16 protein-coding genes are annotated in these 17735 nt (G+C 39.5%); 11 read left to right on the plus strand and 5 right to left on the minus strand.

What is annotated here, in order from left to right; translation table 11 throughout:
- Positions 1-38 precede the first annotated feature (38 nt).
- Positions 39-794: an ABC transporter ATP-binding protein gene (locus tag E4F24_RS04930; protein WP_140937545.1), complete on the plus strand. Its 756-nt coding sequence runs from the start codon at positions 39-41 to the stop codon at positions 792-794.
- 52 nt (positions 795-846) lie between these two features.
- Entirely contained in the window at positions 847-1752 is a 906-nt protein-coding gene (locus tag E4F24_RS04935; protein ID WP_140937546.1) for a class I SAM-dependent methyltransferase, read from the plus strand.
- Positions 1753-1809: 57 nt separating this feature from the next.
- Here E4F24_RS04935 and E4F24_RS04940 read toward each other — a convergent pair whose 3' ends face one another.
- The 5 genes from E4F24_RS04940 to E4F24_RS04960 all read right to left on the minus strand — a co-directional run bounded on the left by E4F24_RS04940 (position 1810) and on the right by E4F24_RS04960 (position 8000).
- Positions 1810-3627: a hypothetical protein gene (locus tag E4F24_RS04940; protein WP_140937547.1), complete on the minus strand. Its 1818-nt coding sequence runs from the start codon at positions 3625-3627 to the stop codon at positions 1810-1812.
- 108 nt (positions 3628-3735) lie between these two features.
- A complete protein-coding gene (purU, locus tag E4F24_RS04945) occupies positions 3736-4581 on the minus strand; it encodes a formyltetrahydrofolate deformylase (protein WP_140937548.1) in 846 nt (281 codons plus the stop codon).
- Between the two features lie 45 nt (positions 4582-4626).
- Entirely contained in the window at positions 4627-6495 is a 1869-nt protein-coding gene (locus E4F24_RS04950; RefSeq protein WP_140937549.1) for a DNA topoisomerase IV subunit B, read from the minus strand.
- Between the two features lie 144 nt (positions 6496-6639).
- Positions 6640-7425, minus strand: a complete 786-nt coding sequence (locus tag E4F24_RS04955) for a DUF3575 domain-containing protein (RefSeq protein WP_140937550.1) — start codon at positions 7423-7425, stop codon at positions 6640-6642.
- A gap of 74 nt (positions 7426-7499) precedes the next feature.
- Positions 7500-8000 carry a cupin domain-containing protein gene (locus E4F24_RS04960; RefSeq protein WP_140937551.1) on the minus strand — a complete coding sequence of 167 codons (501 nt, stop codon included), beginning with the start codon at positions 7998-8000 and terminating at the stop codon, positions 7500-7502.
- Between the two features lie 181 nt (positions 8001-8181).
- Here E4F24_RS04960 and E4F24_RS04965 point away from each other — a divergent pair, with 181 nt between their 5' ends.
- From E4F24_RS04965 to atpA, 9 genes are all read left to right on the plus strand, one after another.
- The gene (locus E4F24_RS04965) at positions 8182-10401 is read left to right on the plus strand and encodes a helix-turn-helix domain-containing protein (RefSeq protein WP_140937552.1); all 2220 of its coding nucleotides are present in this window, start codon (positions 8182-8184) and stop codon (positions 10399-10401) included.
- A gap of 36 nt (positions 10402-10437) precedes the next feature.
- Complete coding sequence (locus E4F24_RS04970) at positions 10438-12768, plus strand: GH92 family glycosyl hydrolase (RefSeq protein WP_140937553.1); 2331 nt, start codon at positions 10438-10440, stop codon at positions 12766-12768.
- Between the two features lie 73 nt (positions 12769-12841).
- Entirely contained in the window at positions 12842-13069 is a 228-nt protein-coding gene (locus E4F24_RS04975) for an AtpZ/AtpI family protein (RefSeq protein ID WP_216629128.1), read from the plus strand.
- Positions 13062-13448, plus strand: a complete 387-nt coding sequence (locus tag E4F24_RS04980) for a hypothetical protein (RefSeq protein ID WP_140937554.1) — start codon at positions 13062-13064, stop codon at positions 13446-13448. The genes E4F24_RS04975 and E4F24_RS04980 overlap by 8 nt, the downstream gene beginning before the upstream one ends.
- Positions 13449-13590: 142 nt before the next feature.
- Positions 13591-14643, plus strand: coding sequence for a F0F1 ATP synthase subunit A (gene atpB / locus E4F24_RS04985; RefSeq protein ID WP_235891148.1), 1053 nt, complete (start codon positions 13591-13593; stop codon positions 14641-14643).
- Between the two features lie 35 nt (positions 14644-14678).
- A complete protein-coding gene (atpE, locus tag E4F24_RS04990) occupies positions 14679-14867 on the plus strand; it encodes an ATP synthase F0 subunit C (RefSeq protein WP_136819682.1) in 189 nt (62 codons plus the stop codon).
- A gap of 98 nt (positions 14868-14965) precedes the next feature.
- A complete protein-coding gene (locus E4F24_RS04995) occupies positions 14966-15466 on the plus strand; it encodes a F0F1 ATP synthase subunit B (RefSeq protein WP_140937555.1) in 501 nt (166 codons plus the stop codon).
- Positions 15467-15493: 27 nt separating this feature from the next.
- Entirely contained in the window at positions 15494-16039 is a 546-nt protein-coding gene (gene atpH / locus E4F24_RS05000) for an ATP synthase F1 subunit delta (protein ID WP_140937556.1), read from the plus strand.
- 55 nt (positions 16040-16094) lie between these two features.
- Entirely contained in the window at positions 16095-17669 is a 1575-nt protein-coding gene (atpA, locus tag E4F24_RS05005) for a F0F1 ATP synthase subunit alpha (protein WP_140937557.1), read from the plus strand.
- Positions 17670-17735 lie beyond the last annotated feature (66 nt).

Here is a 17735-nt window from a genome sequence, read left to right on the forward strand (position 1 = left end):
ATCTGGATGGTGAATTAAAATTATTTACGGATGAAATTATGATTGAGATACAGAATATACATAAAGCTTTTGGTGATAATCGAGTATTGAATGGAATAGATGCGGTATATGAACCCGGTAAAGTGAGTATGATTATCGGAGGATCGGGGTCAGGTAAAAGTACACTTCTCAAATGTATAGTAGGTTTGCATCAGCCGGATCAGGGGAAAGTTTTTTTTGGTAAGCACGAGTTTACAAAGATGGATTTTGAGCAGAAAGTGCCTATTCGGAAGGAAATTGGGATGCTTTTTCAAAACTCGGCACTATTTGACTCTATGACAGTGGAGCAAAACATTGTGTTTACATTGGACATGTTTACCAAAATGAGTCTTGCTGAAAAAATAGATAGGGCGAATTTTTGTTTGGAGCGGGTTAACTTAGCCGGTAAGAATAACCTGTTTCCTGCAGAATTATCGGGGGGGATGAAAAAACGCGTAGGCATTGCGCGTGCCATTAGCATGAGTCCAAAATATTTGTTTTGTGATGAACCCAATTCGGGATTAGATCCCGCCACTTCAATATTAATAGATGAGTTAATTCAGGATTTGACGGAAGAGTATCAGTCTACGACTATTGTGGTGACACATGATATGAACTCTGTTATGGGCATAGGCGAATATGTAATGTTTCTTCATCAAGGTGAAAAATTTTGGGAAGGATCTAATAAAGACATGCTCAAATCAGATGTGAAAGAACTTAATGACTTTGTATTCGCAAGTCCGTTGATGAAAGCTGCCCGGGAAACGATGAAATAAATAATAAATAATCATATCTAACATCTATCTTTGCACAAAAAAAACAATTACTTTGTCTGAAATTACAACTATTCAATTGCTTACTCCGCAGCACTGGAAGGATTATGAACTAATCGACTGTGGAGATTTTGAAAAATTAGAGCGGTTTGGTGACCTAATCTTAATTCGTCCGGAACCTCAAGCCGTATGGCCAAAGACGTTGGGCGATGTAGAATGGAATAAAAGATACCATATCAAATTCAAAGGAAGATCAGCGACTAGTGGCGAATGGTTAAAGAAAAATCCGAAAACGGCAGATCGCTGGCATATTGAATATAAAAATAAGGACGTTGCGATCAAATTTCGCTTGGGATTGACTTCTTTTAAGCATGTGGGCATCTTTCCCGAACAAGCTGTTAATTGGGATTATATATCCGAAAGTGTAAAATCGTTTGAAACATCCCAGCCTAAGGTGTTAAATCTTTTTGCGTATACAGGAGGAGCTTCGTTAATAGCCAAAGCTGCAGGAGCAGATACGACACATGTGGATTCGATAAAGCAGGTCGTGACTTGGGCGAATGAGAACCAAGAACTTTCTGGCGTGGATAATATACGTTGGGTTGTCGAAGATGCACTGAAATTTGTAAAGCGAGAACTCAAAAGGGGTAATAAATATAACGGTATTATCTTGGATCCTCCCGCTTATGGTCATGGTCCTAAAGGAGAGAAGTGGAAATTGGAAGACCATATCATGGAAATGATGCAGGATGTCGTTCAGCTGTTGGATCCGGAAGAGCATTTCCTTATTTTGAATACCTATTCACTTGGGTTTTCATCGGTCATTGTAGAGAATTTGATTCGGACTTCGTTCCCTCAGGTAGCCAATCTGGAAATAGGGGAGTTGTATCTGCAGGCTACAGCAGGTCCTAAATTGCCATTAGGTGTATTTGGGAAATTCCGAAAAACAAAGAAGAAATAAAGAGGCTGCCTCCTACATTTGCATGCTACAAACATAGGAGGCAGCCCAGCCCGTTTATTAATAAATATTATTTTCGCTGAGTTCTTTTGTTGAAATAAATTCAATGGATTTCAATTGCTTTTCCGCTTCAGCTAGTTGCGTCAAAAGATCTTGTTTCACATTATTCGACAATGCGGAAATCTTGTCCTTAAGATTTTTATAGTAGTCGATGCCTTCATGCAATTGCTGCTTAAATTTAGTGAGGTATTTCTCTTTTTTATCATTAACATCATTGAGGTTGGTTTCTACATAAGTACGTATATAATCCACGTAAAGATTTAGCTCATTGATAAAAAGCGACGGACGTTTCACCCCTGCCAATAAATCCCGGCGTCCGTAAATGTGGTCAACCATTTCAAATAATGAGTAAGGACCTTTGAAATAAGCCGTATTTGGTCCCGGGCAGATTGCCACCGCTTTGTTTTCTTTTGGTTTAGTGATGTTGTATTTTAAGTAAGCCGAAGAAGCTAATCCTTCACACAAGCATACCTTTTCAGTTATCTTGTTGTATTCTTTTGTATAGATTTCGGTATCTAGGTTTTTCAATTTGAGTTCCTTTAGCTTCTTGTGTTGATAAGCCCGGGAGGCGCTACAAATAGGCTCATCTGTAAATTCCGTGTTAGATATCAGGTATTTTTTGGTACAGGGGCTTCCGGGGCGATTATCTGCGATGCGCTGTAATCGTTGTTGTTCTGCTGTACTTTTTCGAAAATTGTTGAATGGAACACCGAGCGGCGATGCACCACTAATGTAGAAATCATCCTTTTCCGCTGTACTTAATGTATTTAAGGTATGTGTATCTACAGTAGTAGCCTCAGGAACCAATAGAAATGGTGATCCCCAACCAGTACGGTCTAAACCATAATAGTCTAAAAGGAAACTTTGCTCAGCTGCGGTTCCAATACCACCCTGCACGGTGAATTTTACCTCAGGTATTTGATCGATTTGGATCCCTTTTTCTGCGAGCGCATGCTGATAGATTGGGAATAGTTCTTGCGTGAGGTTGTTTCGTTGCGCTTTAAATTCTTCCAGGATAGGGCCTAGCAGGAAGCCATCGGTCGCAAATGCATGGCCACCACAGTTCAAACCCGATTCGATTCGGAATTCCGAGATCCAGATTCCCTTTTTTGCCAAAAATTTAGCTTGAATAAAAGCAGATCTGTAATCACTAACTTTTAACGTAATCTTCTTGAGAAATTTACCGACATTGTCTGGGCGAAACTGTTCCAATTCGGCTAAATAACTGTATAATCTAGGGTTCATTCCCGCAGACAGTATCACAGATGAAGATAATTTACTGTTTGCGAATCCTCTTAGAGCGGCCGAAGCATCGGAGTATTGTTCTTCTAATGTATTCCCCTTATTGTCCACATTGATTTTATCTACCTTGGACATGATATTGACATCGATATCCCCAATGACCATTTTCTGTTTTAAGCAGCGTGTTTTATCTTTTCTGTTTTCATCATATTTTTCTTTTTTTATAGCCAGGTACAGTGTTTTTGTTTCACTGTTATCCGGCAGAAGTTCAAAATATTGATTTAATTCCTGGTCTTGATCTAATTCTGCAGACTGTAGTCTGTCTACCTGTTCGTCTACTAAATCCTGTACAAGATCTAAGTAAGAAGTAATACGGCGTGCACGCGCATCATCTTCTGTTTTAAAAATTGGGGTGTAAGGTTTGTCGTGTAATTCGGAATAATACTTACGGATGCGCTCAATTAGTTCATCATCAACAATCGAAATGACGGAAGAAATGCCAAATTTAGCCACTTTAATAGGGCTATCTATAGAGAAAGCTAAGCCCAGAACCGGAATATGAAAAGAGTGTCCCATTAAATTTTAATTATGGGACGCAAATACCCTAAAATTTTGCGATTAAAAAATAACTGCAAAAGCTTATAAAGGTGATTGACATCACTTTTCCATGATACCTGTCGGAGTTTAAGCCTTGAAAACGATCGTTTTATTCCCGTTAAGCATCACTCTGTCTTCGGTAAGAAGTTGAATTGCTCTGCTTAAAACGGCTTTTTCAATTTCTTTACCTGCGGTTTTCATTCTGTGCAGGTCGTAACTGTGATCAATGGTTTTCGTATTCTGAACGATAATCGGTCCTTCATCCAGATCATCTGTCACAAAATGTGCTGTAGCTCCGATGATCTTAACGCCTCTGTCGTGTGCCTGCTTATATGGATTAGCCCCGATGAATGCCGGCAAAAAGGAATGATGAATATTAATGAGCTTACCTTTGAATTGCTTCACAAAACCGGGTGATAATATGCGCATAAACTTGGCAAGTATGATGTAGTCTGCCTGATAGGGATTTAAAATTTCTGCTAATTTGCCCTCGAATTCCTCTTTGGAGCTATTCTCATGAGACAAGTAATGATAGGGAATGTCAAACTTTTCGGTAAATTCTTTTAGCGTTTCATAATTACCTACCACCGCCAAGACTTCTGCCTGTAAGGTGTTAAAATAGTTTCGGACTAAAATGTCGGCAAGGCAATGGTGCTCTTTGGTAACAAGTACAACTATTTTTTTGCGTTGAGCCGGAGAAAGTGATATCGTTGAATTTTTGGGTAATTGTAACATCAAGTCCTGCATCAACGTTGCCTCAGAGCTTAACATACCGGAGCATACCACCCGTACGAAAAACTTATTACTTTCTTCGTCTACGTATTCACGCATGGTGATGATATTTAATTCATGTTTGGCGACTACATTGGCAATACCGGCTACTAATCCGACGGCATCCCTGCACTGGATAAGAATTAAAGTTTGGTTTTGCATGGTTTTAGGTTGTCTGTTCTCCTTGCTTTTAACTGGATATAATTGTTAACTCGCTTGTTGAGCAGCTTTTGCTAAGGCCAGTTCCTCTTCAAGGTCTAATTCTACACGTAAATTATTTACAATATGTTTTTGCCTGTCTGGTGTATTTTTACCCATGTAATATTCCAACAATTGTTGAAGTTTATTTTCCTTAGATAAGATGACAGGCTCTAACCGGATGTCGTCGCCGATAAATAAACCAAACTCGGAAGGTGAGATTTCGCCTAATCCTTTGAAGCGTGTGATCTCCGGTTTTCCACCAAGTTTAGAAATTGCCCGTTGTCTTTCCTCGTCAGAATAACAATAGATAGTTTCTTTTTTGTTACGGACTCTAAATAGAGGTGTTTGTAAAATCGATACATGCCCTGCTTTTACCAGATCAGGGAAAAACTGAAGGAAGAATGTCATCATCAGCAGCCGAATGTGCATGCCATCGACATCGGCATCTGTAGCGATTACGATATTGTTATAGCGTAATCCATCCAAGCCATCTTCAATATTTAGGGCATGTTGTAGGAGGTTGAATTCTTCGTTTTCGTAAACAATTTTTTTGGTTAATCCGAAGCAGTTTAACGGCTTTCCTTTTAAGCTGAATACAGCCTGGGTTTGTACATCGCGTGATTTGGTAATCGACCCACTCGCAGAATCTCCCTCTGTAATAAAGAGTGTCGTATCTTGTGTCCGTTCATGCTTGTCACCGAAATGTACTTTACAGTCACGTAGTTTTCTATTGTGTAAAGAAGCTTTCTTTGCCCGCTCGTTCGCTAATTTTTTAATGCCGGCTATATCCTTACGTTCCCTTTCAGATTGGAGGATACGTTTTTGTAAGGCTTCAGCCGTTGCCGAGTTTTTACGTAAATAGTCGTCCAAAGCCTTCTTTACGAAATCGTTTATGAACGTTCTGACAGTAGGGCCATCAGGGCCTATGCTTTGGGAACCTAATTTTGTTTTTGTTTGTGATTCAAAAACGGGCTCTTGTACTTTGATGGCTATTGCAGCTATGATAGATGCCCTGATATCGGAGGCATCGTATTCCTTTTTGTAAAATTCACGAATTGTTTTTACGACCGCTTCACGGAAGGCAGCTTGATGTGTACCGCCTTGGGTCGTATGCTGACCATTTACAAATGAATAGTATTCCTCACCATATTGCTGACCGTGCGTCATCGCAATCTCAATATCTTCCCCTTTCAGGTGGATAATCGGATAACGCATGGAATCTGTTTCTACGTTTCGTTCTAACAGATCCCTTAATCCATTTTCAGAAATGAATTTTTGGCCGTTAAAATTGATCGTTAACCCTGAGTTCAAGAAAACATAGTTCCAGATCATATTCTCAACATACTCAACTCTGTATTTGTAATGTTTGAATATACTGTCGTCCGGATAGAACGTTACAGCTGTTCCGTTACGTTGTGTCGTTTCTTTCTGTTCATCGTCGACCAGTTCTCCTTTGCTGAACTGTGCAATACGAGTTACACCCTGGCGATAAGACTGTACTGTAAATTGGGATGAAAGCGCATTTACGGCTTTTGTACCTACACCATTTAAACCTACTGATTTCTGGAACGCTTTGCTGTCGTATTTACCTCCGGTATTTATCTTAGATACTACGTCTACTACTGATCCAATAGGAATACCACGGCCAAAGTCGCGCACGGTAACTTTATTGTCATTGACCGTTATGTCAATAGTCCTACCTGCTCCCATCACAAATTCATCAATGGAATTGTCTACTACCTCTTTTAAAAGCACATAGATACCATCATCATAGGCAGATCCATCTCCAAGTTTACCAATATACATTCCCGGTCGTAAGCGAATATGCTCTTTCCAGTCGAGTGATCGGATACTATCTTCGTTATATGTAGTCATTTGTTAACACAATTAAGAACCTGACAAAAATATAAAAAAATAGATGATAAACTGTATGCTATTCTGTTAAAGAATAGATCTTATTTAACTGTAGAAATAGTCTATGAACAAGAAACAGGGATACGAAGTAGCCGTTAACATGAGCTATCTAAATCGGTACCCGATTGATAGTCCCATGGTCAGGCCAAAAATAGGACCGTTTGGTCTTACTTCAACAATTCGCTCATCAACATGGTAATCAAATTTGTAAACCGGAATGTCGTCTAGCTGTTGTAGTGTTCTGCTTATATCATCCTGAATATTTTGGGATAGAGGTTGAGAAGCAGTTCCGGAGACCTTGCCAAAAGCATATCCGTAATGATTGCCGACAATTTGCCAATCCAGATAAAAAGCTTTAAAAATGTTATATTGTAAACCAATCCCATAGCCGGCGCTGATGGTGTTGATTGGCCCTTTAATTGGAACAACTATATCTGATAGGTTATTGGTGTTGTCGATATAGTCGTAATTTAGCTGAAAAGAAGGCATGTATCTCGAATATTTAAGATACGGTGCAAAATAAAACTTCGTGAATGTATTATTGTTGCCAAAATAAAAACGTACTTCGGGCTGAATAGAGAAGCGGTTCACCTTAGCTTCCTCAAGGGTTTTTCTGCCATTTTCGTCCTCAATTCTGTCTATATATAAATCTTGAAACGGCAGACTTCTGTTTGGCGTGAAAGAAAAGCTTAACCCTATAGAAGTTTTAGGCTTAACAGATCTTTCGTACTGGAGTTGAAATGTTTTAAAGGGAAGGGTAAGGAAATTGGTTTTGATAAGTTGAGGAGCATACACATTCTCACCGTAGCAGTATAGCTGGCCGTAAGAATCAAAAACCATAAATATGAAAATCAAAACTGCTGTCGTTTTTACAAATTTCTGTTTAATCATTAATAAATAGTAGTTATAGCAGTGAAAATTTGCATTTATTTATGGTTTTTGATGTTGGGATTTTGCGTGAGCAACTATCTGCCAAAATCGTCTTGCACACGTACAATGTCGCTTTCATCAGAAGGGTTAGACGCATCTGTATGTTGCCAGATTTCGGCAACGACACCGAATTCACCTAATCCCACTAAGCGATGACGCTCACCTTGGCTGAGGCGTATAGTATCACCTTCCTTGAGTATTTTAAGTTCGTGTTCATCATCATTGGGACTGGTTACTACACCCACTTCGCCACGTATTACACGCCAAATTTCGGCCCGGCGATGATGATATTGCCAGGAGAGGCGTTTGTTTGGGCCTACGATTAAAATTTTTGGACTTAACTTTCCTGATATTCTTAGATCTTGTATATCTAAACCCTCAAAATATTCATTTGCAAATTGCTGTGCTTGATCTTCGTTGATCACAAAGAATCCACCCCATGGTCTATTTTGATCGGTATTTTCGATAGCAAATCCCTGATCAGTGATTTTTTTTTCAATTTGGCTGAATAGTTCGCCTTTATCTATATATGTCATGGCTAATTGATTTATAGTGACGATGAAGATAATACATTCTTTGAAAATTTCATAATCAAAAATAAAACTGGGGCATAAATAGTGATAAAATCTCATTATTCGCTTAGATACCTGAAATCCGGAAAACATCAATCCTACCGGAGGGGATGAATCTCGAAAAATCGTACCTTCGTAGGTGAATATGGAATCTATTAATTACGATCATAGCAATATAGTATTTAAGCAAGCTGTAGCTTTTGTCAATCAGACAAATCAGAGCCTTTTCCTGACGGGTAAAGCCGGAACAGGTAAGACTACTTTTTTAAAATATATTCGTGAGCACTGTTATAAAAAAATGGCCATTACAGCACCCACAGGTGTAGCCGCAATGAATGCCGGAGGTACAACTTTGCATGCTTTATTTTGGTTGCCATTTGGTATTTTTATAGCAGATTATCCGTTAAAGTGGGATGATGCCGATCATCACATCTACAATAAGAACCGACTTTTTAGCACGATTAAATTAACCAAACAACGTAGGGCCATTCTTCAGGAATTGGAACTTTTGGTCATTGACGAGGTTTCGATGGTGCGTGCGGATACATTAGATGCTATTGATGTCATATTGAAATCTGTCCGTAGAGATATGCGTCCATTTGGAGGAGTACAAGTTCTATTTATAGGAGATCTCTATCAGTTGCCCCCTGTGGTCAGAGATAATGAATGGCATGTACTTCGTGACCACTACACGAGTCCGTTTTTCTTTGATGCAAAGGTGTTGCGGGGCAATCCGTTGGTGATGTTAGAATTGCAGCAAATCTACCGTCAGAATGATGATGAATTTATTTCCATATTGAATAATATTCGAAACAATATATGTTCGGGTGACGATTTAGTCGCATTAAACGGACACTATAAAGAAGACTTTAAACCTTCTCACGATGAGCAGTATATCACCCTAACTTCTCATAACAGGTTGGCAGATCAGATTAATCAAGAAGAACTGCTGAAATTGTCGGGCAAAATGCACAATGTAAAGGCTATTGTTAAGGATGATTTTCAGCAAGGGGCGTATCCGACAGAAGAAACCCTTGCCCTAAAAGAGGGAGCTCAGGTGATGTTCATCAAAAATGATGTTGGAGAGGATCGGAAATTCTTTAATGGAAAAATAGGCTTTGTCAAAGAATTGAAGTTGGATAAGCATCAAGTTATTGTAGGATTCAAGGACGGTTCGGAAGATGTTGTGGTTCGTCGTGAAACCTGGGAAAACATAAAATACAAATACAACAAAGGCGAAGACAAAATAGAAGAAGAAGTACTAGGTACCTTCTCGCAGTTTCCACTACGGCTAGCTTGGGCCATAACGATTCACAAGAGCCAAGGTTTGACCTTTGAAAAGGCAATTATCGATGCAGGAACTTCTTTTGCCGCAGGACAAGTTTATGTTGCTTTAAGTAGATTGACGGGGCTTGAAGGTTTGGTGCTGCGGTCTAAGATATCACCCCATTCCATACGGACAGATTATCAAGTGGTTGATTTTATGAAGCGTTTGATGAAGGAAGATGACATCGTGGACGTATTGAAGCAATGTCAACGTGGATATCTTGGTCAAATACTTCTTCAGAGTTTCCGGTTTAATACGCTGACGGAAGCAACCATAGAACTGTCTGATAGTTTGGTCGAACGAAATGTGGACAATAAAGCCGGGGCAGTACAGTTTTTTGAAGAGCTGACCTTGAAGATCAAAGGACAGGAGCAGGTGGCCCATAAATTCGTTACGCAATTGTATAACATGTTGTCAGATACTGAAGCCTTGGATTATGATAAAATATGTGAGCGGACACAATCGGCGGTCAACTGGTTTTTGCCCAAGATGGAGGTAGATCTTATCCACGCTACTCAAAAGCATATTGAAGACTGGCAAATCCGTAAGCGGACGAAGAAATATGTTCAGGAGTTGAAAGCACTTTTGTTGGATTTTAAGCGTAAACATGAAGTTTTGAAACATTGTCTCACCATTGCACAAGCCTTGACACAGGATGGAGATCTGGAAGAAGTACCTCTGAAAATAGAAAAAGTCAAAGATGATTCTGTCTCTATCAATGAAGAAGTTGCTGAAAAAGATACGGATACAAAGCAAGTCTCACTGGATATGTATCTCGACGGATTTGATATTAAACAGATTGCGGATAAACGTGGTATGGTAGAGGGAACTATCTATGGGCATTTAATTAATTTTGTTGGAAAAGAGATCGATGCCGAGGATCTCATTGCGCAGGATAAATTGGAAAAAATACTAGATGTCCTGCAAAAAAATGAAGGTAAATCTTCTTCTGAAATCAAGATGCTGTTAGGAGATGATTTTTCGTATCCGGAGATTAAAATAGGTCAAAAAATTTTAGAGTTAAAAGCAGGCGAGTAAGTAAATGGTTAGTTGCATGTTGTATGTTAAATAGTTATGATGAGAATAATATTTTTGCACTTTTTTGTTTTGCTATCTTTTCAATTTGTGGTTGCACAGGAAAAGAGTTCTAAATACCCTTTGGTCGACTGTGTACGGCCCCAAATCGATACACATAAGTCGCGATGGTTCTATTTTTCGTCCGCATCACGGCCATTTGGAATGGTGAGCCTTAGTCCGGATATGTCAGTCAGAGGATCATGGAATTCCGGGTATCAATATGATTCGACAGAAGTCAGAAGCTTTAGCCATGTACACTGTTGGCAATTATCCGGTATACCGGTCCTTCCAACGACAGGAGAAATATTGGGACATAAAGGCATGGAAGTGTACAAGTCCAAATATACACATGAAACAGAAATCGTTAAACCCGGGTATCATAAGATAGTGTTAGATCGCTATGAAATTGATGCAGAGCTGACTTCAACTTCAAGGGTAGGGATGCACCGTTACACCTATCCAAAAGGTCAAAAGGCCAATATTTTATTTGATATAGGAGCATTCCTTGCGCACGGATCTGTAGATATGGCATCCATAAACCAGATTTCAAATCGTGAGGTGAGCGGTTATGCCGTGATGTCAGCGACTGGCAGAAGGCGAAAGCCGATTACGGTATATTTTGTAGCGCAGTTTGATCAATCTTTCAGTGAGTTTGGGGGCTGGGAAAAGGTTAATGGTCAGAAAGTTTTAGTAAAAAAGAAAGTGATTGAAGGTAAAGATATCGGTGGGTATGTTACATTCGGACATCTTAAGGCCGGTACCGTGTTGATGAAGGTCGGTATTTCGTATGTCAGCGTCGAACAGGCACATCTCAATCTGAGTACAGAGCTGGCGCATTGGCGATTTGATGACATTGTACAAGACTCGTACAGGGAGTGGGAAAATGAACTTGGTAAGATCAGCGTCGAAGGAGGAACAGAGCAAGAAAGGATTAAGTTTTACACCGATCTCTGGCATTCCTTACTTGGGCGGCATACTTTTTCTGATGTAAATGGCAAGTATGTTGACAATACCGGGGAGCAATCCATTATCAGGCAAGTGCCGTTGTCAAATGGCAAACCACTGCGAAATACCTACAATTCAGATGCTTTTTGGGGAGCGGAGTTTAATTTAAATATCCTGTGGTCGCTGGCCTATCCCAAAGTAATGAGTGAATTTGTGTCTACGCTGGTTGATTATTATCATAATGGGGGCTTAATAGCTCGAGGTCCCAGCGGTGGCAATTATACTTATGTCATGGTTGGAGATCAAGCTATCCCCTTGATTGCGGCAGCATATAATAAAGGTATACGGGATTTTGATGTAGCAGGGGCTTATGCCGGAAGTATTAAGAATTCGGAACCAGGAGGTATTCGCGATTACGTAGGCTATGCGACAAAACCTAATAATTATATGCAACACTATATTGATAAAGGCTTTGTTCCCGAAGGTATCCTGCCCAAGATTATGCACAGTGAAGGCGCAGCCTTGACACTTTACTTTGCTTATCAAGATTGGTGTATGGCCCAATTTGCAAAAACAATGGGCAAAGAAACAGACTATAAGAAATATTTAGCCCGATCATTCAACTATCGTTACCTCTTTGATCCAAGTCAAGGGTGGATGCGGCCCCGCACGCTAGATGGTTCCTGGTTAAAAGATTTTTCACCCGTTGGCAAAGGGTTTAATATGCCTGGGTTTGTAGAAAGCAATTCGGCTATTTTTACGTACTATGTACCGCACAATATGGGTGGGTTGATCGCTCTTTTGGGCGGTAATGAAGCTTTCGTGCAAAAGTTGAATACGCAATTTGAGCTTGCTTCTTCAACTAATTTTATTACCGATCACGGCAAGCATGCCGAGAATTGGGTTGACTATGAAAATCAGCCCTCCCTTCATCTGGCACACTTGTTCAGCCATGCGGGAGCGCCCTGGCTTACGCAATATTGGGTACGAAGGATAAAGAAAGAAGTCTTCGGAGATATAAGTCCTTATGGAGGCTACAACGGCGATGAAGATCAAGGGCAAATGGGCGCATTAGGGGTACTGATGGCTATCGGCTTGTTTGACGTACAAGGGGGAGCCTCTTCAGATCCCCATTATGAGATTACTTCACCTATTTTCGATAAGGTACGCATTAAACTCGACAGTCGTTATTATTCAGGGAAGGAATTTGTAATTGAAACTAAGTATAATGCTCCGGATAATGTGTATATTCAGAAGGTAACTTTCAATGGAGCTGATTATCGATCGTTCAAGATTCCACATACAGAAGTAGTAAAGGGAGGACATTTAATCATTGAATTAGGCAATAAGCCAAATAAAGAATGGGGAAATAGTCAGTTGTAATTTATATTGACAAATGTATGTTTAAAATAACTATATTTGCTACTTATTTTGAGGAGGCAATCAACTTGATGTTTTGAAAACGAAAACACCAGATAAAAAAGTCAATAAATGGTTAGTTTTTGCCAGTATGCCTGTGCAGATGGGGGTGACTATTTATGCTTTTTATTGGTTGGGTACCTGGTTGGATGGTAGGTGTCAAGTTGAAGGAAACTGGGGGATGAAAGGACTTACGATGTTGGGGGTGGTAATCTCACTTTATCAATTCATCAGACAGGTGAATTATATAAATAAGCATGAATAAATATTTAAAATATATTCTTTTGTTGTTAGCTGTCGCGGGGAGTACCTATGGTATTCATCATTTTGTATTGGCAGAAAAGGGCGTGCAGCACTATTGGGCACAATCCGGTTATTCCTTGGCAGGGTTATATTTTTTTGGATTTATAGCTTCATTTTTTGTTACAATTGTTATTCTGCTGGGGCAAAGGGTAATGCCGAAAAATGTTGGTTTTGTATTTCTTGGCGTGATGACGGTCAAGGCGATAGCGAGTTATCTGTTTATTCAGGACGGTTTAAATAAATTTGAAAATGACTTTATCGAATATAATTTCCTGGTGGTATTCTTTGTTTTCTTGTTTTTTGATGTTTTTGTGGCTTTCAAAGTGATAAATGAAGGCTGAAATAAGTAGGTAAAGTATTTTTATAAAAAGTTTCAATAAAAGGTATTTAATGCCAAATAAAATTGTATTTTTGCGCAAAATTTTTCATTATTCAACGTTAGTTAAAATGGTGAGTCTTAAGAGAACACTTTTAGTATTTACAGTGATTTTTTTTACTGTTAACCCTTTCAGTCTGAGAGCAGCGGATGATGTGCATGAAGATGTGCCGAAGACGCAAGAAGAAGAAATCAATGCGTATATAGCGCATCACTTGGAAGATGACCACTATTTTTCATTATTCAGTGATAAAAAAGCAGGTAAACATTATGGTTTTCCGCTTCCGGTGATTTTGATTGATGGCGGGTTGAAAATATTCTCTTCGGGAGAATTTCACCATGGTGAGCATATCGTTGAAAAAGGAGGAGAGTTTTATAAATTATACCACGGTAAAATTTACAAGACAGATGCTTCGGGCATATTGAGTTACGATGAGCACCACCACCCGACGAATGCAAAACCATTGGATTTCTCTATTACAAAGAATGTAGTAGGATTGTTTTTAGCCGGAATTTTATTGTTTTGGGGCTTTCTAAGTCTCGCAAACACGTATAAAAAGGGAGCTAATGCCATTCCTAAGGGCATCGGTCGTGTGCTAGAACCATTGGTACTGTATGTACGTGATGAGATGGCGATTCAAAATATCGGACACCGTTATAAAGAATTTATGCCGTATCTACTTTCGGTATTCTTCTTGATCCTGACATTAAACTTGTTAGGACTTACGCCACTTGGATTCAACGTGACGGGTAATATCAGCATTACGCTGTGTTTAGCCCTGTTCACTTTTTTTGTTACCAATATCAAAGCGAACAAAGATTATTGGAAACACATCTTCTGGATGCCGGGAGTGCCTGTTCCGTTTAAGTTCGTTTTAGCACCTATTGAAGTGTTGGGTATGTTTACCAAGCCTTTCTCGTTAATGGTGCGTCTTTTTGCTAATATCACAGCCGGTCACACGGTAATCATGGGATTAATAGCTATCGTTTATTTATTACAAAATCAATTAACCGTAGGCGGAAGTATAGGTGTTTCAATGATACTTACTTGTTTCCTTATGGTGATTGAATTGTTTGTAGCGTTTTTGCAAGCCTTTATCTTTACGATGTTATCTTCGTTATTTATTGGTATGGCTGTAGAAGAACATACGCATCATTAATCAGAATTTTTGTTAAATTTTATAAAATAATTATTATGTACAACTTAATTGGAGCAGGTTTAATCGTAATCGGTGCAGGGATTGGCTTAGGTAAAATCGGTGGTTCTGCAATGGAAGCTATCGCTCGCCAACCAGAAGCAACATCTAAAATTCAAACTGCGATGATCATTATTGGTGCCTTACTAGAAGGTTTAGCATTCGGTGCTTTACTTTTAGGTAAATAATCAATAGCAAAGTACAACACAATTTGCAACGGTTGGTTGCAGATTGTGTTTCATTAAAATGACAAGAATTAAAAAATTAACATTTTACACTATATATAATGGATGCATTAATTAATCAGTTCTCATACGGTTTGTTCTTTTGGCAGTTAATCGTATTATTGGTTATTATCTTTTTGCTGGGCAAGTTTGCTTGGAAACCAATTGTTAATGCTTTAGAAGAGCGTGAAAGTGGTATTGCTGATGCTTTAGCTTCTGCCGAAAAAGCGAAGTTGGAGATGGCTCGTTTGACAAATGAAAATGAGCAGCTTTTGAAAGAAGCACGCGTTGAGCGCGATGTAATCTTAAAAGAAGCTAAAGAATTAAAAGACAAAATTGTAGCCGAGGCAAAAGTAGCCGCGCAAACCGAAGGTGCAAAACTCATTGAACAAGCAAAACGTGAGATCGAGGACCAAAAGACAAAAGCATTAGCCGAGGTGAAAGGTCAAGTATCTGCATTATCTTTAGCGATTGCACGTAAAGTGTTAACAACAGAATTTGAAGACCAAGGGAAACAAGAGGCACTAGTGGCAGACTTGTTGAAAGATGTGAAATTAAACTAATTGGTTACGCAAATTAAGTATTAACGTATGTCAGTATTCAAAGTTGCTTCAAGATATGCCAAATCACTAATTGATTTAGCACAAGAACAAGGAAGTTTAGAAGTTATTAAAGTTGATATGGAACAAATTGTCGCTTTGATAAAATCTAGCTCTGAGTTGCAAGCTGTTTTAGGTAATCCTATCATTAAAACAGATAAAAAGAATAGTATCTTAGAAGCTCTATTTAAAGATAAAGTACGCCCTGAAATATTAGGATTCTTTAATATTATGGTTAGAAAAGGGCGTAGTGAGCTCGTGTACGCTACAGCGCAGGAGTTCATCCGCGAATACAATGAAGTAAAGGGCATCGTAAAAGCGGAGGTGACTTCAGCAACTGCGTTATCTGAGGCTAATTTGCAGTCCCTAAAAGCTAAGATCGCACAAGAGATCAATGCAGAAGTCATCCTTACCAATAAGGTGGATGAGGCGTTGATCGGTGGCTTTGTGGTAAAAGTAGGCGATAGACAACTTGATGTAAGTATCGCCGGTAAATTGAATAAGTTAGAAAGACATTTTAGTAGTCAAGGTATTTAACACCTCGGCGAATAATAAAAGTAATAGAATCTAAAACCCCTTATACGAATTTAAAATGATAGAGGTAAGACCAGATGAAGTTTCGGCAATTCTAAGAGAGCAATTGTCAGGCTTTAAGTCAGAGGCCGAATTGGAAGAAGTGGGTACCGTATTGCAAGTAGGAGACGGTATTGCACGTATTTACGGCTTAACAAAAGTTCAATCAGGCGAGTTGGTTGAATTTGCTAATGGATTACAAGGTATAGTATTGAACTTAGAAGAAGACAACGTAGGTGTCGTACTTTTAGGTCCTTCTGACGAAATTAAAGAAGGCGATACAATTAAACGTACAAGCCGTATTGCATCTATTAAAGTAGGTGAAGGCATGTTGGGACGTGTAGTAAATACATTAGGTCAACCTATTGATGGTAAAGGTCCTATCTTGGGTGATACGTATGAGATGCCTATCGAGCGTAAAGCTCCGGGTGTTATCTTCCGTCAACCGGTAACTGAACCTCTTCAAACGGGTATAAAGGCTATCGATGCGATGATTCCTGTAGGTCGTGGACAACGCGAGTTGGTCATCGGTGACCGTCAAACCGGTAAAACTGCGGTTTGTATCGATACGATCATCAATCAAAAAGAGTTTTATGATGCTGGGCAACCAGTTTTCTGTATATACGTTGCTGTAGGTCAAAAGAATTCTACCGTTGCGAACATCGTTCGCACGCTGGAAGAGACTGGCGCTATGGCGTACACCGTAGTTGTAGCAGCTTCTGCTGCTGATCCTGCTCCACTTCAGTTTTACGCGCCAATGTCGGGTGCTGCTATCGGGGAGTTCTTCCGGGATACAGGTCGTCCGGCGTTGATCGTTTATGATGATTTATCAAAACAAGCTGTGGCGTATCGTGAGGTGTCATTATTGTTGAAACGTCCTCCAGGACGCGAGGCATATCCGGGCGATGTATTCTATTTACATAGCCGTCTGTTAGAAAGAGCTGCAAAAATCAACTCTTCCGATGCTATCGCTAAAAATATGAACGACTTACCTGAATCCATCAAACATTTGGTAAAAGGAGGAGGTTCATTAACAGCGTTACCGATCATCGAAACACAAGCAGGTGACGTATCGGCTTATATCCCTACCAACGTTATTTCGATTACGGATGGTCAGATCTTCTTAGAGTCTAATCTGTTCAATGCAGGTATTCGTCCGGCAATCAACGTAGGTATTTCGGTATCACGTGTTGGGGGTAATGCACAGATTAAATCCATGAAAAAAGTGTCAGGTACATTGAAGTTAGATCAGGCACAATACCGCGAGTTGGAAGCATTCGCTAAATTTGGATCAGACCTGGATGCCGCTACAAAATCCGTATTGGATAAAGGTATCCGTAATGTGCAGATCTTGAAGCAAGGACAGTTCTCACCTGTATCTGTAGAGAAGCAAGTAGCTATCATCTATGCCGGTACGAAAGGACTATTGCGTAATGTACCTGTAGATAAAGTTAGAGAATTCGAAGAGGAGTATTTAACACAATTGGAGCAACGTCATCCAGAAGTATTATCCGCATTAAAAGCCGGTAAATTCTCAGATGAGTTGACAGATGTTTTAGAAACTGTAGCAAAAGAATTATCTTCAAAATATTAGTTAGTATAGCGTATTGAGTATAGTGTGTCGAGTACATAGCTCAGTACACTGTACTTGGTACCCACG

This window comes from Sphingobacterium lumbrici (genome assembly GCF_006476045.1).
GTDB classification, from domain to species: domain Bacteria; phylum Bacteroidota; class Bacteroidia; order Sphingobacteriales; family Sphingobacteriaceae; genus Sphingobacterium; species Sphingobacterium lumbrici.